At 55.1% G+C, this 15,092-nt stretch carries 16 protein-coding genes; 6 read left to right on the top strand and 10 right to left on the bottom strand.

Annotation, left to right across the window (positions count from 1 at the left end; genetic code table 11):
- Nucleotides 1–40: 40 nt before the first annotated feature.
- From ACGS9J_RS11945 to ACGS9J_RS11970, 6 genes are all read right to left on the bottom strand, one after another.
- Nucleotides 41–916 (bottom strand): nucleoside-specific channel-forming protein Tsx, encoded by an 876-nt coding sequence (locus ACGS9J_RS11945; protein ID WP_269936226.1) that lies wholly within the window; start codon nt 914–916, stop codon nt 41–43.
- 396 nt (nt 917–1,312) lie between these two features.
- Nucleotides 1,313–1,585: a hypothetical protein gene (locus tag ACGS9J_RS11950; protein WP_442231123.1), complete on the bottom strand. Its 273-nt coding sequence runs from the start codon at nt 1,583–1,585 to the stop codon at nt 1,313–1,315.
- Nucleotides 1,586–1,658: 73 nt separating this feature from the next.
- Complete coding sequence (yddG, locus tag ACGS9J_RS11955; RefSeq protein WP_442231124.1) at nt 1,659–2,552, bottom strand: aromatic amino acid DMT transporter YddG; 894 nt, start codon at nt 2,550–2,552, stop codon at nt 1,659–1,661.
- Nucleotides 2,553–2,642: 90 nt separating this feature from the next.
- Nucleotides 2,643–4,013, bottom strand: coding sequence for an APC family permease (locus tag ACGS9J_RS11960; protein ID WP_442231125.1), 1,371 nt, complete (start codon nt 4,011–4,013; stop codon nt 2,643–2,645).
- Nucleotides 4,003–4,353, bottom strand: coding sequence for a hypothetical protein (locus ACGS9J_RS11965; RefSeq protein WP_442231250.1), 351 nt, complete (start codon nt 4,351–4,353; stop codon nt 4,003–4,005). The genes ACGS9J_RS11960 and ACGS9J_RS11965 overlap by 11 nt, the downstream gene beginning before the upstream one ends.
- Nucleotides 4,332–5,750, bottom strand: coding sequence for a glutamine synthetase family protein (locus ACGS9J_RS11970; RefSeq protein ID WP_442231126.1), 1,419 nt, complete (start codon nt 5,748–5,750; stop codon nt 4,332–4,334). Before ACGS9J_RS11970 ends, ACGS9J_RS11965 begins: the two co-directional genes overlap by 22 nt.
- A gap of 239 nt (nt 5,751–5,989) precedes the next feature.
- Between ACGS9J_RS11970 and puuD the strand changes: the two genes are divergently transcribed.
- Genes puuD through ACGS9J_RS11990 form a run of 4 tightly spaced genes read left to right on the top strand, consistent with a single transcriptional unit; the run spans nt 5,990 to nt 10,109 of the window.
- Nucleotides 5,990–6,751 carry a gamma-glutamyl-gamma-aminobutyrate hydrolase gene (puuD, locus tag ACGS9J_RS11975; RefSeq protein ID WP_442231127.1) on the top strand — a complete coding sequence of 254 codons (762 nt, stop codon included), beginning with the start codon at nt 5,990–5,992 and terminating at the stop codon, nt 6,749–6,751.
- Nucleotides 6,748–7,305, top strand: coding sequence for an HTH-type transcriptional regulator PuuR (puuR, locus tag ACGS9J_RS11980; RefSeq protein ID WP_442231128.1), 558 nt, complete (start codon nt 6,748–6,750; stop codon nt 7,303–7,305). Before puuD ends, puuR begins: the two co-directional genes overlap by 4 nt.
- A gap of 15 nt (nt 7,306–7,320) precedes the next feature.
- A complete protein-coding gene (gene puuC / locus ACGS9J_RS11985; protein ID WP_442231129.1) occupies nt 7,321–8,817 on the top strand; it encodes an aldehyde dehydrogenase PuuC in 1,497 nt (498 codons plus the stop codon).
- 11 nt (nt 8,818–8,828) lie between these two features.
- Nucleotides 8,829–10,109, top strand: coding sequence for an NAD(P)/FAD-dependent oxidoreductase (locus ACGS9J_RS11990; RefSeq protein ID WP_442231130.1), 1,281 nt, complete (start codon nt 8,829–8,831; stop codon nt 10,107–10,109).
- A gap of 41 nt (nt 10,110–10,150) precedes the next feature.
- Here ACGS9J_RS11990 and ACGS9J_RS11995 read toward each other — a convergent pair whose 3' ends face one another.
- Both ACGS9J_RS11995 and ACGS9J_RS12000 read right to left on the bottom strand, forming a co-directional pair.
- Nucleotides 10,151–10,906, bottom strand: coding sequence for an SDR family NAD(P)-dependent oxidoreductase (locus tag ACGS9J_RS11995; protein ID WP_442231131.1), 756 nt, complete (start codon nt 10,904–10,906; stop codon nt 10,151–10,153).
- A gap of 317 nt (nt 10,907–11,223) precedes the next feature.
- Nucleotides 11,224–11,652: a universal stress protein gene (locus tag ACGS9J_RS12000; protein WP_442231132.1), complete on the bottom strand. Its 429-nt coding sequence runs from the start codon at nt 11,650–11,652 to the stop codon at nt 11,224–11,226.
- A 272-nt stretch (nt 11,653–11,924) separates the two neighbouring features.
- Here ACGS9J_RS12000 and ACGS9J_RS12005 point away from each other — a divergent pair, with 272 nt between their 5' ends.
- Both ACGS9J_RS12005 and ACGS9J_RS12010 read left to right on the top strand, forming a co-directional pair.
- Nucleotides 11,925–12,605, top strand: a complete 681-nt coding sequence (locus tag ACGS9J_RS12005; protein ID WP_442231133.1) for a hydrolase — start codon at nt 11,925–11,927, stop codon at nt 12,603–12,605.
- 218 nt (nt 12,606–12,823) lie between these two features.
- Nucleotides 12,824–13,423, top strand: a complete 600-nt coding sequence (locus tag ACGS9J_RS12010) for a winged helix-turn-helix domain-containing protein (protein ID WP_442231134.1) — start codon at nt 12,824–12,826, stop codon at nt 13,421–13,423.
- A 370-nt stretch (nt 13,424–13,793) separates the two neighbouring features.
- Here ACGS9J_RS12010 and cspE read toward each other — a convergent pair whose 3' ends face one another.
- A complete protein-coding gene (gene cspE / locus ACGS9J_RS12015; RefSeq protein WP_020826494.1) occupies nt 13,794–14,006 on the bottom strand; it encodes a transcription antiterminator/RNA stability regulator CspE in 213 nt (70 codons plus the stop codon).
- A gap of 316 nt (nt 14,007–14,322) precedes the next feature.
- Nucleotides 14,323–14,967, bottom strand: a complete 645-nt coding sequence (locus ACGS9J_RS12020; protein ID WP_442231135.1) for a Qnr family pentapeptide repeat protein — start codon at nt 14,965–14,967, stop codon at nt 14,323–14,325.
- Nucleotides 14,968–15,092: the final 125 nt, after the last annotated feature.

A 15,092-nucleotide genomic window follows, 5' to 3' on the forward strand; every position in this document is an offset into this window, starting at 1 on the left:
CCGCCGAAGCGGGGTTTTCTGTTTCTGATACCACGGAAAATCAGAAGTTATAACCGGCCACGATGTAGTAGCCCCAGCCGGTAGATTTGATTGGACCCTGTGGGGTACCGATATCCACCCCATCCTGCCACTGGCCGCCGTTATGGAAGTAACGGGCCACGAACGAGTAGTGCCAGTGATCGTAGTTCAGCGCCAGAATGTGGCTGGAAGCGATTGAGTTGCTGGTGCGCGCCTGACGACCGTTAACGGTGAAGTCGTCTTTGCCCAGATCGGAACCAAAGTCAAAGTTGGTGAAACCGATGTAGCTCAGGTTGCCGCCCCACACCTGGGTCAACGGCACAAAGTATTTCACTTTGAAGCGGTAACCATCCCAGCTGTTTTCGTTGGCCGCCTGGTAGTTTTCCCACTGGTATTTGGCATAGATGTTCATCGACAGGCTCATTGGCAAGCCGGTATCGATGTCGGTACCCAGACCCATGTACCAGGTGTTCTGGCGACCGTCGGCGTTGTGGCCCAGGTCATAGATGTAGTTGTTGGCGAAGTACCATTCTTTGAACGGGCCGAAGCTCAGATCGGTGCCGGTCAGTTTGTCGATGGAGAAACGAGGTTCGATCTCCATAAACATCGGTGAGCCTTTGTCCCAGATACCGCGATCTGGCGTGTTGCCTACGCCGAAGAATTTAGGCACATCGACGTAGCCATAGAAGTCGAACCAATCTTTTTTAGCGAAGGCTTCATATTCCAGGTACAGATCATTATTCAACTGAGGTCCGAAACGGGTGTGGTAGCTGCCCACCACGTTAACGCTCTGGTGCCACCAATCCGAGACGTATTGGCTGTCTTTGCTATCAGCCATTGAAGATGCACTGTAAGACGCTGCGAGCAGTACACCTGCTGCGAGAGCTATTTTTTTCATTTTTATTACCACATGCTTAAAGGGCCATTTCCTGCCCGTTAGAAAAGATGACAATGAGTCTGACGACACCTGGCGTTGCCTTCGCTTACAAACTCTCGGGCGACGCGCGCATTATAGAAATCACTGGGTGTAAGAAACTGTGATCCAGTTATGCATTTCGCGAATAGGTAATCGATTGCGTTCACATTTGTCAAATTATGTTTCATGCAAATTCACGATCGCTGTGATTTTTGTCATGCCCGGTGATTTTTAAAGCAGTTTCTGTGCCAATTGTGTTCAACACAAAAAAGTAACCGGGTCTGTCAGGAAAATGAAAATGCCGGCGCTGCATACGCCGGCATGGTTTGGAATTTGACTGCGGTCAACGGGAAGACAGAACGCCTGACGGGATGAAACTCAGCGAACCGAGGGCAGCGCTTTGGCAATATTTTCCTGACGGAAAATCACCTCCTGCCCCGGTGCTACCTCCCACTCTTTGGGCGGAATATCCACTTTGGGTGCGGCAGCGATCACCGAACCAATGATCAGCTTGCCTTCCCGGCGTAAAATGCTGACATCCAGCTGGTATTCGTGGCGCAAATTGGCGGTGGTCAGGCGCACGGTATCACCGCGCATAAAGCTTTCGTCGTCAATCACTGGCTGCGGAATGAATTGGATATCGTCTCTCATTTTGTATGTTCCTTCAGGCAGAATCGCTAGTTAAATTCTAGTTCAACCTGGGCTGAGCGACGGATAATTTCCGTTAATTTCCTCGGGTTGCTCGCCAGCAAATGAGCGATCCCAGCGTGACCATCACCACACCTTGCCAAAAATTGACGGTCAGCACGGTATCCAGCACCAGCGCGGCAAATACCGCCGACAGCACCGGCGTAAAGTACGACGCCGTCGCCAACAAGGTCATGTTGCCGCGCAGAATACCGACGTTCCACGCCGCATAGCCCGCCCCCATCGCCATACCGGCACACAACAGCGTCAGAGTCACCGGCAGCGTGAATTGCATGCCGCTTTCACTGCTGAAGGCGTATTTCAGCCACAGCGCCACCGCGGTCAGCGTGATAAACACCACCACGCCGTTATGGCCCTGGGCGATTTTCTTGGTCAGATTGCAATACAGCGCCCAAATCACCGCACCGCCAAAGGCCAGCGAATAGCTCAGCGGATTGCTGCGCACGTTCTCCAGCATTTGCGTCGGCGACCAGCCGCCCTCGCCGCTCATGATCCAGCCAATGCCGAACAACGACAGCAACAGCCCGGGCAACAGCCACCATTTGGCCTTTTGCCCATTAAACACCAGCGCCATCAGCACGGTAAAACAGGGCCACAGGTAGTTGATCATCCCCACTTCGATCGCCTGCAGGCGAGTATGGGCATAGCCCAGCGACAGCGACAGGCAGATCTCATAGCTGACAAACAGCAGACTGCCGAGGATCAGGTAGGCTCGCGGGAACAATCGCAGCTTCGGCAAAGGCAGCACCAGCAACAAAAACACCGCGCTGACGCTGTAGATCATGGCCGCCCCGCCTATCGGGCCCAACCCTTCGCTGACGCTGCGTATCAGGCCGACCACGCTGCTCCACAGCAGGATCGCCAACAGACCCAGCAAAGTGGCTTTATAGTGCGCGGGGAGAGAAGACATGAAAGGGATCCAATCAGTTATTTTTTATCAGGATTTTCACTCTACTGCCCGGCGGAAAAAAAAGAAAGGCGGGAAACCCCGCCTGATGGGTTATTGCTGCGGTTGTCGTTCAAACTGCGGTGGCGGCTGACGGAAGCGCCGGGTGAGATACGCCAGATAGGCGAAGCCCAGCCCGGCCCAGATCAGCCCCATGGTCAGCGAGCTTTTTTCCAGGTTCAGCCACAGCACGCCGACCGTTAACGCCCCGACCAACGGCAGGAACAGGTAGTTAAAACGGTCCTTCCAGCTTTTGTTACGCCCCTCGCGGATATAGAAATGGCTGATCACCGACAGGTTAACGAAGGTGAAGGCCACCAGTGCCCCAAAGTTGATCAGCGCGGTGGCAGTGACCAGATCGAAAGACAGCGCGGACAGAGCCACCAGCCCAACCAGCAACACGTTCAATGACGGCGTGCGCCACTTCGGGTGGATATAACCGAAATACTTTTCCGGAAACACGTTATCGCGCCCCATCACATACAGCAGCCGCGAAACGCTGGCATGCGAGGCCAGACCTGACGCCAGGGTGTTGATAAAGGTAATGCACAGGAAGATCGACTGGAACAGCTTGCCGCCCACGTACAGCGCAATTTCCGGCAGCGCCGCGTCCGGTTGGTGAAAGCGCTGAATGGACGGGAAAAACAGCTGAATAAAGAACGAGACGCTGATGAAGATCACCCCGCCGTACAGCGCAGTCAGGAAGATAGCCTTCGGGATCACCTTGGCGGCATCGGGCGTTTCCTCACACAGGGTGGTGACCGCATCAAAGCCGAGGAACGAGAAACATAAAATGGTGGCCCCGGTAATGATCGGCAGCAAATGCGCATTTTCACTGATAAAGGGTTGCAGGCTCCACACCGTCCCCAGCCCTTCGCCGTTGTGCAGCCCGCGCACCACCAGGTAGATAAACACTACAATGATCGCGATCTGAGCCAAGACAAACAGGGTGTTAAAGTTAGCCACCAGATTGACGCTTTTCAGGTTGATGGCGGTAATGATGATCACAAAACCCACCACCCACACCCACGGCGGCACCTCGGGGAACAGCGCAGTCAGGTAAATCTTCGCCAACAGGGTATTGATCATCGGCAGGAACAGATAATCGAGCAGCGAGGACCATCCCACCAAAAAACCGACGTGCGGATTAATGGCTTTTTGCGCGTAGGTATAAGCAGAACCGGCGGTCGGGAACTTGCGCACCAGTTTGCCGTAACTGATGGCGGTGAACAGCACGCCGGCCAATGCCAGTAAATACGAGGCGGGTACATGACCGTCGGTCAGGCCGGAGACGATGCCAAAGGTGTCAAACACCGTCATTGGCGTCAGATAGGCCAGGCCCATCATCACCACTTGCCACAGTTTCAGGGACTTGCGCAGTTGCGGCTTGGCCGCCGGGTTGGCGTTAATCGCATTAATCGTCATAGCGCTTCCCCTCGTTGTCCTCTGCTGGTAACCGTTTAACGTCATTCAGAGAGGCCGCGGGGAAACTGCTGCTCAGGCGGCGGAAGGGGCGATGCAAAGACAAAAAAACTCGGCCAGCGGATGGCCCGTATTCACTGCGGCACAGGCAATCGCCCGCGCAGGCTGATGGTGCAGTTATGGCTGTCATGGTTCTTTCCTCGCCGGCGTCCTGTACGCCAAAGTGGAAGAAATGCTTTACCGCTGCGCGCAGCTTCGCAGGCCACAGGATAGCCGGCGGAATGCGCCAGACGCGCGCGGTAGGATCGGGATTGAGCGGGTTTAGGCGTTTTTCAACATCCACTCGATTTCGGTTTCGGTGATCAGGCGCTCAAATTGCACCAGCTCATCCGTTTTACAGGCCAGGTAAACATGGCTGAACCTTTCTCCCAGCAACGCATTCAGCACCGGCTGATGCTCAAATTCGTACAGCGCGTCGCTTTGGCGGATCGGGAACGGCAGGCCGTCCTGCTCCAGCCCGTTGCCGGTGACCGGTTCTTGCAGCGGCAGTGGCGTTTCCAGCCCGTAGACGATGCCCGCCAGAATGGTCGCCATCACCAGATAAGGGTTGGCATCGGCCCCGGCTACGCGGTACTCCACCCGGTGGCTGTCGCGATCGCCGCAGGGAATGCGCAACGCGACGGTGCGGTTGTTGTGGCCCCAGGACGCCTGGGTCGGCACATACATACCCGGCTGGAAGCGGCGGTAAGCGTTGACGTTCGGTGCCAACAGCGCAATAGAAGAAGGCATCAGGGCAATCATGCCCGCCAGCGCCTGTTTCAGCAGCGTCGAGTCTTCACCGTCGTCGTCGGCGAGGACGTTGTTGCCCTGCCGGTCCAGTATGCTGATATGCACATGCATGCCGCTACCGGCGTGTTCCTCGTACGGCTTGGCCATAAAGGTGGCTTGCATATTGTGGTTTTCCGCCACCATGCGGATCAGGCGCTTTAATGCCAGCGCATGGTCGCAGGCCTGCAGCACGTTGTCGGTATGGTGCAGGTTAACCTCAAACTGGCCGGGCGAGGCTTCCGCCACCGCGCCGTCCGCCGGCAGGCCCTGCATGCGCGCCAGTTCGTCGATCTCACTGAGCACCTCGGCAAAGTGGTTAAGGTTATCGACCGAATAAACCTGGCTCTGGGTGTTGCGTTCCTGGGTACCCGGCGCGCAAGGCGGCTGCAGATAACCTTCCGAATCGCGCTGACGATCGATGAGATAGAACTCCAACTCTACCGCTACTACGGGGGATAGCCCGCGCTGACGCAAACGCTGCCACACTCGGTTCAGCACATTGCGCGGTTCAACGTCAAAGGGAGTACCATCTTCATCCAGCATGGTGAGCAGAACCTGACCGATATATTGCGGGTCTGCCGCCGACGGCGTCAGCGTGCCCAGCACCGGTACGCAGATATGATCCGGCTCACCCAGTTCCTGCCCCAACCCGGCCTCTTCGACCACGTTGCCAAGAATGTCCATCGCAAACACCGACGCCGGGAAGTAACAGCCCTTCTCCAGCTTGCTCAGCCCGCCGACAGGAATGCGTTTGCCGCGGAAGCTGCCGTTAAGGTCGGTCAACAGAACGTCAACGTGCTGAGTTAATGGATAACGTTCCAGATACTTCTTCACTTCACGTTGGAACGCGCTACTTCGCTTTTCTTCGTGGTGCTGAACAAAGTTTTCCACTTCTACTATGTTGGTCTGCATGATTCACCCGCCATGTATGTTTTTGTCTGTGGTTCTCACACTTATTGCCGTCGATGTTTTTTGACCATCTTGCTCAATATAATGTCCACCAATGAAACATAGATGCAACAAAATTGTTTTGCAAGTGTTACTTTGAGTTTGAATATTGCCCACTTGACTGCTAGATTTATAAAATATTGAACGAAAACGGCAGTGGAGAAGCTTATCGTTCATAATTTCGAACATACCAAGGGGACAGCATGGGCAATATATTTAACAGACCAGTGGTCGGCGTAGTGATGTGCAGGTATAGGTTAAACGGGCACCTCACTCAGACCTTGCAAGAAAAGTACCTAAATGCCGTTATCGCCGCCGGCGGGCTGCCAATCGCCCTGCCACACGCACTGGCGGAACCGAAACTGCTCGAAGAATTACTGGGGCAACTCGACGGCATTCTGCTGCCGGGCAGCCCCAGCAATGTGCAGCCGCACCTTTATGGTGAAAACGGCGATGAGCCTGACGCCGATCCTGGGCGAGATGAATTGAGCCTGGCGCTGATCCGCCACTCGCTCGACAGGCGCATTCCCCTTTTCGCCATTTGCCGCGGTATGCAAGAAATGGTGGTCGCCACGCAAGGCGCCCTGCACCGCCGGCTGTATGAACTGCCCGAGCTGCTCGAACACCGTGAAGATCACGACTTGCCGCTGGAACAGCAATACGCCCCCGCTCATGAAGTTATCGTTCAGGAAGGGGGCTTACTCTCGCAACTGATACCGGATTGCAACAGATTCTGGGTGAACTCACTGCATGGCCAGGGCACGAAGAAACTGGGCCCCGACGTGCGGATCGAGGCCCACGCCGCCGACGGATTGGTGGAGGCCATCAGCCTGCGCGATCAGCCTTTTGCGCTGGGCGTGCAATGGCACCCGGAGTGGAACAGCGAGGAATACGCCCTGTCGCGCCTGCTGTTTGAAGGTTTCATTAGCGCTTGCCGGAACTATCAAAAGGAAAAACGCACATGAGCGATGTCAGCTTGGCACCGGGAAAACGTCTGTCGCAAATCCGCCAGCAATTGGGATTGTCACAGCGCCGCGCGGCCGAACTGTCTGGGTTAACCCACAGCGCCATCAGCACTATCGAACAGGACAAGGTCAGTCCGGCCATCAGCACCTTGCAAAAGCTGCTGACGGTGTACGGCCTGTCACTGTCGGCGTTTTTCGCCGAACCGGAAAAGCCGGATGAGCCGCAGATTGTTATCGATTACCAGGATCTGATCGAGATCGGCAGCCAGGGGGTGTCAATGAAACTGATCCACAACGGCGACCCCAATCGCACCCTGGCGATGATGATCGAAACCTATGAACCGGGCACCACCACCGGCGAACGTATCAAGCATCAGGGGGAAGAGATCGGCACCCTGCTGGAAGGCGAAGTGATCCTGCAGGTCAACGGGCAGGCTTATCCCCTGCTGGCCGGGCAGAGCTACGCCATCAACACCGGCATTCCCCACAGTTTCAGCAACACGTCGGCGCGGATTTGCCGGATTATCAGCGCCCACACGCCGACGACATTCTGATCAACGGAGCAAGGTATGGACTTCCACCACCTGCAGTATTGGCAACACCGGGCGCAAGCCCTGAATATTGAGAACCGACTGTTTATCAATGGCCGTTATCAGCAGGCCGCCGAGGGCGAAACCTTTGCCGTGGAGGATCCTGCCGCTCAACGAGAGTTGACTCAGGTGGCCCGGGGCAGCAGCGTCGATATCGATCTGGCGGTCAGCGCCGCGCGCGAGGTGTTTGAACGCGGCGACTGGTCGCGTGCGGCTCCGGCGCAACGCAAGGCCACCTTGCTGAAGCTGGCGGCGTTGATGGAACAACACCACGAAGAACTGGCACTGCTGGAGACGCTGGACACCGGCAAACCGATCCGCCACAGCCTGCGCGATGACGTGCCCGGCGCGATCCGCTGCCTGCGTTGGTATGCCGAGGCGATCGATAAGGTTTACGGTGAAATCGCCCCGACCGGCAGCGATGCGCTGGCATTGATCGAACGTGAACCCATTGGCGTGGTCGGCGCCATAGTGCCGTGGAACTTCCCGCTGTTGTTGGCCTGCTGGAAGCTCGGCCCGGCATTGGCCACCGGCAACAGCGTGGTCCTCAAGCCCTCGGAGAAGTCCCCGCTGACCGCGATCTTCCTGGGCCAACTGGCGCAACAGGCCGGGCTGCCGGACGGCGTGCTGAATATTGTTCCCGGTTATGGTTTTGATGCCGGTAAAGCGCTGGCACTGCATAACGACGTCGACGCACTCACCTTCACCGGCTCGACCCAGGTCGCCAAGCAACTGATGATCTACGCCGGTCAATCCAACATGAAACGGGTCTGGCTGGAGGCGGGCGGCAAAAGCGCCAATATCATCTTTGCCGACTGTCCGGATCTGGACAAGGCCGCGCAGAGCGCCGCCGCCGGCATTTTCTACAACCAGGGGCAAGTGTGCATCGCCGGTACCCGGCTGTTGGTGGAAGAGAGCATCCAGCAGGAATTCTTACAGGCATTGCGGCGGCATGCGGCGGCCTTCCCCCCTGGCGATCCCCTCGACCCGGCGACGGTAATGGGCACGCTGATCGACCAGGGGCACTGCGAAAAAGTGGCGGACTACATCGAGCAAGGGTTAAGCCAGGGCGCGGCACTGTTCCTCGACGGTCGCCAACACCCGCAAGGCGGGCATGGCGGCTACCTCGGCCCGACTATTCTCACCCAGGTGGATAACGCCATGAGCGTGGCGCGCGACGAGATCTTCGGCCCGGTGCTGGCGGTCACGTCGTTCAGCGGCGAACAACAGGCCATGCAACTGGCCAACGACAGCGACTACGGCCTGGGGGCCGCCATCTGGACCCGTGACCTGTCCCGTGCGCACCGTTTATCCCGCCAGTTAAAAGCCGGCACGGTGTTCGTCAATAACTATAACGACGGGGATATGACCGTTCCCTTCGGCGGCTACAAGCAAAGCGGCAACGGCCGCGACAAATCGCTGCATGCGCTGGATAAATTCACCGAACTGAAAACCACCTGGATTTCGTTGGAATAAGGGCAGATATCATGACTGAACACGTAAAAAGCTATTATGCGGCCTCGGCCAACAGCCACGCGCCCTACCCGCAATTAAATGAATCCATTGAATGCGACGTCTGTATCGTCGGCGGCGGCTACACCGGGCTGTCATCAGCACTGTTTCTGGTAGAAGCCGGTTACAACGTGGTGGTGCTGGAGTCTGCCCGCATCGGTTTCGGCGCCAGCGGACGTAACGGCGGCCAATTGGTGAACTCCTACAGTCGCGACATTGACGTGATTGAACAACGCTACGGCGCCGAAAGCGCCCGGCTGCTCGGCAGCATGATGTTTGAGGGCGCAGAGATCATTCGCAGCCGCATCCAAAGGTACGCCATCGAATGCGACTATCGCCCCGGCGGCATCTTTGCCGCGCTGAACAACCGGCAATATCATGCGCTGATCGAACAAAAACAGCATTGGGAGCGCTATGGCAATACCCAACTTGAATTGCTGGACGCCGAGCGCATCCGCCAAGAGGTCTATAGCGAGCGCTACGTCGGCGCGCTGCTGGATCACAGCGGCGGTCATATTCACCCGCTGAATCTGGCGCTCGGCGAAGCCGAAGCCATTCGCCTGCAAGGAGGCCGCATCTTCGAACAGTCCGCGGTCACTAACATCCGCCACGGCGAACCGGCGATCGTCAGCACCGCCAACGGCCAGGTAAAGGCGCGTTATGTGATCGTCGCGGGCAATGCTTATCTGGGCGATAAACTGGAGCCACGGCTGGCCAAACGCAGTATGCCGTGCGGCACCCAGGTGATCGCCACCGAACCGCTGGCACCGGAAGTGGCGCAGTCGCTGATCCCGCAAAATTACTGCGTCGAAGACTGTAACTACCTGCTGGATTATTACCGTATCACCGGCGATAACCGCCTGCTGTACGGCGGTGGCGTGGTGTATGGCGCGCGCGATCCGGACGATATCGACAACCTGATCCGCCCCAAGCTGCTGAAAACCTTCCCGCAGTTGAAAGGGGTAAATATCGACTACCGCTGGACCGGCAATTTCCTGCTGACGCTGTCGCGCATGCCGCAGTTCGGTCGCCTGGAGAATAACGTTTATTACATGCAGGGCTACAGCGGCCACGGCGTGACCTGTACCCATCTGGCGGGCAAGCTGATTGCTGAATTAATGCGAGGCGATGCGGAAAGGTTCGATGCCTTTGCCAAGCTGCCGCACCTGCCGTTCTTCGGCGGTCGCAACCTGCAAATTCCGTTCACCGCGATTGGTGCGGCCTACTACCAACTGCGGGATCGTATTGGGGTGTAACGCTATCAGGCCCGGCATGTGCCGGGCCTGATAATTACCGCTTAAACAATCTTCGGTTGGCCGTCCGAAGCGGTCGCCCCGCCGTCCACCGGGATGTTGGCGCCGTTGATAAAGCTGGCGTCGTCACTGGCCAGGAACGCCATCACCGCCGCCACTTCTTCCGGCTCCGCCGCGCGGCCCAGCGCAATACGCTCGTTGAACTTGTCGCGGATCTCCTGCGGCCAGCCGTTGGTCATATTGGTTTTCACCAGGCTCGGACACACCGAGTTCACCCGCACGCCGTCACCGCCATGATCCAGCGCCATGGCGCGCGTCAGGTTAACCACCGCCCCTTTCGCCGCGCAGTAGTATGCCGCCCCCCAGTCGCCACCCAGCCCGGAAACCGACGCGGTGTTAACGATGCAACCTTTGGTTTTCAGCAGATACGGCAGCGCGAATTTGGAACAGAACACCACGCCATCGATATCCACCCCGGCAATGCGCCGCCAGTCGGCGACGCTGGTTTCCAGTACGCTGCCCGCCACGTGTACCCCGGCGTTGTTTAACAACACGTCGATGCGGCCTAATTTCGCCGCCACGTCGTTCATCATTTTTTCAACCGCAACCGGGTCGGAAACGTCGATATGCACCGCCAGCGCCTTGCCTTTTGGCAGCGAGGCGGCAACCTTGTCTACCGCCTCCTTCGCCCAGTCAGCCAACACCACGGTAGCCCCTTCGGCAGAAAAACGGCGCGCCGCCGCTTCCCCCATCCCGTTGCCGGCGCCGGTGATCACGACCACTTTATTGTCGAAACGCATAAGACCTCCTCCATGTGAATGTATTTCTATAAATCATACAAATCTTAATGGTTCGAGGATAAAACTCATGGCCGAGGAGGGACAGTCAAAATGTGCGGTTTATTAATCAAAAAGAGGTATATGACGCTAATTCAATGCGCTAGGTCAGGCATTATCGGAATTACGCCAAGCATTTGATGACAAACATAAAATTCATCGGCGTGACTATCCATGTCGCTTATTATCGCCGTTCAATAAGTCCCGCTGTGGCGCAATCGCGCCGCCTGGATGCTTGAAAAGCCATCGCCACGGCACCTTAGCGGCGGCGATGGCAGAGGCTATTTCTTATCGATAGGGACCACCAACAGGTCAATGTTAAGCTGATTGATCGCCTGTCGGGTCGACGACACCAGCCGGCTCCAGAAGTCGTGATGATGACCAAAGATAATCAGATCAATCCCTTTCTCTTTCGCCGCCCGGTTCAATTCCTCGATCAGTTCACCCCGGCTGACAATCACTTCTTCAACCGGGTAGGAAGACTGTCCCTTGATCGCATTGAGCATGTTCTTTACACGTTCTGAAAAAGTACGATCGGTATAGTTGTATTCACCCACGCCCAGCTCGGCGTAATAGCCGGTACGGTGGATATCGATATAAATCAGGGATAGCCTGGCATTCAGCGCGCTGGCCAACTTTGCGCCCTTGCCGAGCAAAAACTCAGCGTCTTCGCTGAGATCGGTTGCCACAACGATATGTTGATAAGCCATGATTACAGCCCTCCGCATGGCGCTGGTGAACAAAATGGCGCTCCCTGCCAGGGGCCTGCCGCATGTTTCTTATGCCGTTTAAGTTTAGTTCAGCGCTGAAATTATCGCCTGCCCCGGCCTTTATCGTTCTTTATATAGAACGATGCATCCTGAGTTACCTCTCTAGCGGAATTCTCCGCTCCCCCTACACTGTTCACAAGCACTAAGACCAGCTCTTGGCTATCCAGCATTAATTAATTGTTATCAACTGTCCGATTACAGAGGTAAAAAAGATGAGCACTCCAGCAAACTTTAATGGTCAGCGTCCTGTTATTGATGCTAATGACGCCGTCATGCTGTTGATTGACCACCAGAGTGGCCTGTTCCAAACCGTCGGTGATATGCCAATGACCGAACTGCGCGCTCGCGCCGGTGCCTTGGCCAGCATCGCCACCCTGAGTCAATTGCCGGTGATTACCACCGCCTCCGTCCCGCAAGGCCCTAACGGCCCCCTGATCCCTGAAATCCACCAAAATGCGCCCCACGCACAGTACGTCGCCCGCAAAGGGGAGATCAACGCCTGGGATAACCCGGACTTTGTGGCCGCCGTTAAAGCAACCGGCCGGAAAACCCTGATTATCGCCGGTACCATTACCAGCGTTTGCATGGCCTTCCCGTCGATCAGCGCGGTCGCCGAAGGGTATAAGGTATTTGCGGTGATCGATGCCTCGGGCACCTATTCGAAAATGGCGCAGGAAATTACCCTGGCGCGGGTGGTTCAGGCAGGCGTAGTGCCGATCGATACCGCCGGTGTGGCCTCTGAACTGCAAGGCAGTTGGAACCGTGAGGATGCGCAGCAGTGGGCTGAGGTTTACACCAAAATTTTCCCAGCCTACCAACTGCTGATTGAAAGCTACGTAAAAGCCCAGAACGTGGCGAAAAATAACGAAGTGTTGGATTCCCAGCGCGGTTAATCGCAATAAACCTGACCCAGACCCGCTTAACGGCGGGTTTTTATTTTGTCGCCAAGGCGACGCAGCACCAGCCTATGCTGTAAACAGCCTTCAATGATGTTTTCCCTTCTGGTTAATAATGCCGCGTTCTTGTCGACGATCAAAAACTTTCGAATGAAAGTTGGATAGGATTATTCTTATCAAATTCGAAGTAACCTGTGCTCCGGAGATAAGCGCGCATGAAGACAGTTCAGTATCGTATTGAAGGCGATATATTTTTTTGCCCAAACACCCTGGGTTTTTATCATCAGGCGGTTCGGCATGAAATAGTCAGCATCTCTGCCGCCGCAGCCAGATTATTCGCCTTTTTATTGCAAAACCGGGGTGAGATTGTAGAGCGCGATATCTTGCTAAAGAAGGTGTGGGACGATTATGGCATGCAATCGAGCAACAATAATTTGAATCAATGCCTCAGTACCTTAAGACGCATCATTAAAACCATGGGCGTCGACAAGAACATTATCGAGACCATTCCCAAAATCGGCCTGCGGATTGCCGATGACGTGGATATCGAGGAAATCGTCGAGCAAGCTAAAACCGCCCCCGTCGTCGAGAACAAGAAAAGAAATAGCGGCAGAAGTCGACGTAAAAACCCCCTGCTTTACGGCCTGATGTTGTTGGTAGCCCTGCTGGCTATTGTCACCACGGTACATACGCTGCATCTTTATAATCATTATAAAAGTAACCATTTTTATAATGACTATCGGTTGGTGAGCAATGAGAACTGCGAAGCGCCACAGCTGCCGGCACTGTTTACGCTGTTTGGCTCATTGGGATAATCGGCTCACCGCAGGCGAACGCGGGGCATAAAAAACCCCGGCGTTCGGCCAGGGTCATCGGTGTTTGTCGGTCACTTTCCCGACTGTCATGTTATGGCGTAAGCGTCCATCCAACACTCCAACCTTACGCAGCCTAAGCACAACTTTTTCACAACAGAAAAATAGACTGGATCGGCTTGAACAATATTAAGTGCCAATCTGTTTTTCTGTTGCCAATAACTTTCGTTATTGCAGTAGGATAAAACTGAACATCTTATTTTCAGATAAACTCCGGGCAATCCCGGAGTTTATTCAGGCAATTATTCTATTTCTCATCTGCTCCGGCTTAAACCATCATCGCTATCGCAAGAAATAAAGCACTACCTGGAAATTATAAAACGACGACGTTGCCTGCAGAAGGGCCTTTCATGCCGTTTTCAACAGTGAACTCAACGCGCTGACCTTCATCAAGCGTTTTGAAATCATTGCTTTGGATAGCGGAGAAGTGTACGAACACGTCTTTGCTGCCGTCTTCCGGAGAGATAAAGCCAAAACCTTTACCTGCATCAAACCATTTTACCAAACCAGTCATTTTATTAGACATAGATATTTCCTTTATATTTTTGAGACGCCATAAGGCGATAGAGGTCTGTTTTTGTTGGAAACTTATTGGGCACTAGAGAAGGAAATTCGCGGGAGAAGAGCTATCTATGGGATATCACTAATACTGAGAACTGCTTTACTAAAACTGCTTTCATAAGGTCTGTACTACAAACCGATGACGCTATTTACACATAGCTGAATTATTTAAGCAAGGAATATTTGAGATTATATTATATGCCCCACCTATCATTCTAACCAATTAAGCGCCACCAGCCCGTCCGACAAGGGCCTTATGGCCCCGACGGGAGTGAGTAGGCTTAGCCGATTATCGCAATGCCTAAGCGTTCCATCAGCTGAAAGACCTGCTCGCTATCCAGCTTTACGCCCTGCAAGTCGGTGCCGCGCAGATCCAACTCGCCCAGCTCAGAGTTGGTCAGATCGCAATGGGTGAAATTGGCGGCCCGCCAGTCGAACGAGGCGAACTCGCCGCCGGACAGATCGGAGCCGCTAAAGGTCGCGCCGAGGATTTGCGCACTGTTCCAGCGATTTTCCCACAGCTCACACTTCTCCAGCACCACTTTCGAAAAGTTGGCGTAGCTCAGGTTACTTTTGGTGATGTAGGCGCTGCAGAACCAGGTGCGCGAGGTAATCATGTTCATAAAGCTGGCACCGCGAAAGTCCGCGCCCTGCGCCCGACACTCGCGGATTTCGATACCCAGGGCATCGGCATTTCTGAAGTCTGCCATCGACAGATCGCAATTTTTGAAGCTGGCGTCTTTGAGCACCGCACGGCTGAAGTTGCCGCCCTGCCGGCTCTCGCGATCGTAAAACTGACAGTCGATAAATTCGGTGCCGGTCAGATCAGCGCCCGAAAAATCGCAGTTAATAAAGCTGCCGTTCTCCACTTTCTCGCCGGTAAACCGGTTACGAGCAATCTTTTCACCCTTTAAAGCCAGCGCCATCGCACACACCTGTTTATTTGTACAGTCAATGGCGCAGTATAATCCTATATCTATCACAGAGAAAACCGCTTTGCCGGGTTTTCTCTGCCCCAGAGCACAAAAAAATAACCCTGCGGGGATAGATG

The organism is Serratia quinivorans, assembly GCF_052113645.1.
In the GTDB taxonomy this organism is placed as follows: domain Bacteria; phylum Pseudomonadota; class Gammaproteobacteria; order Enterobacterales; family Enterobacteriaceae; genus Serratia; species Serratia quinivorans_B.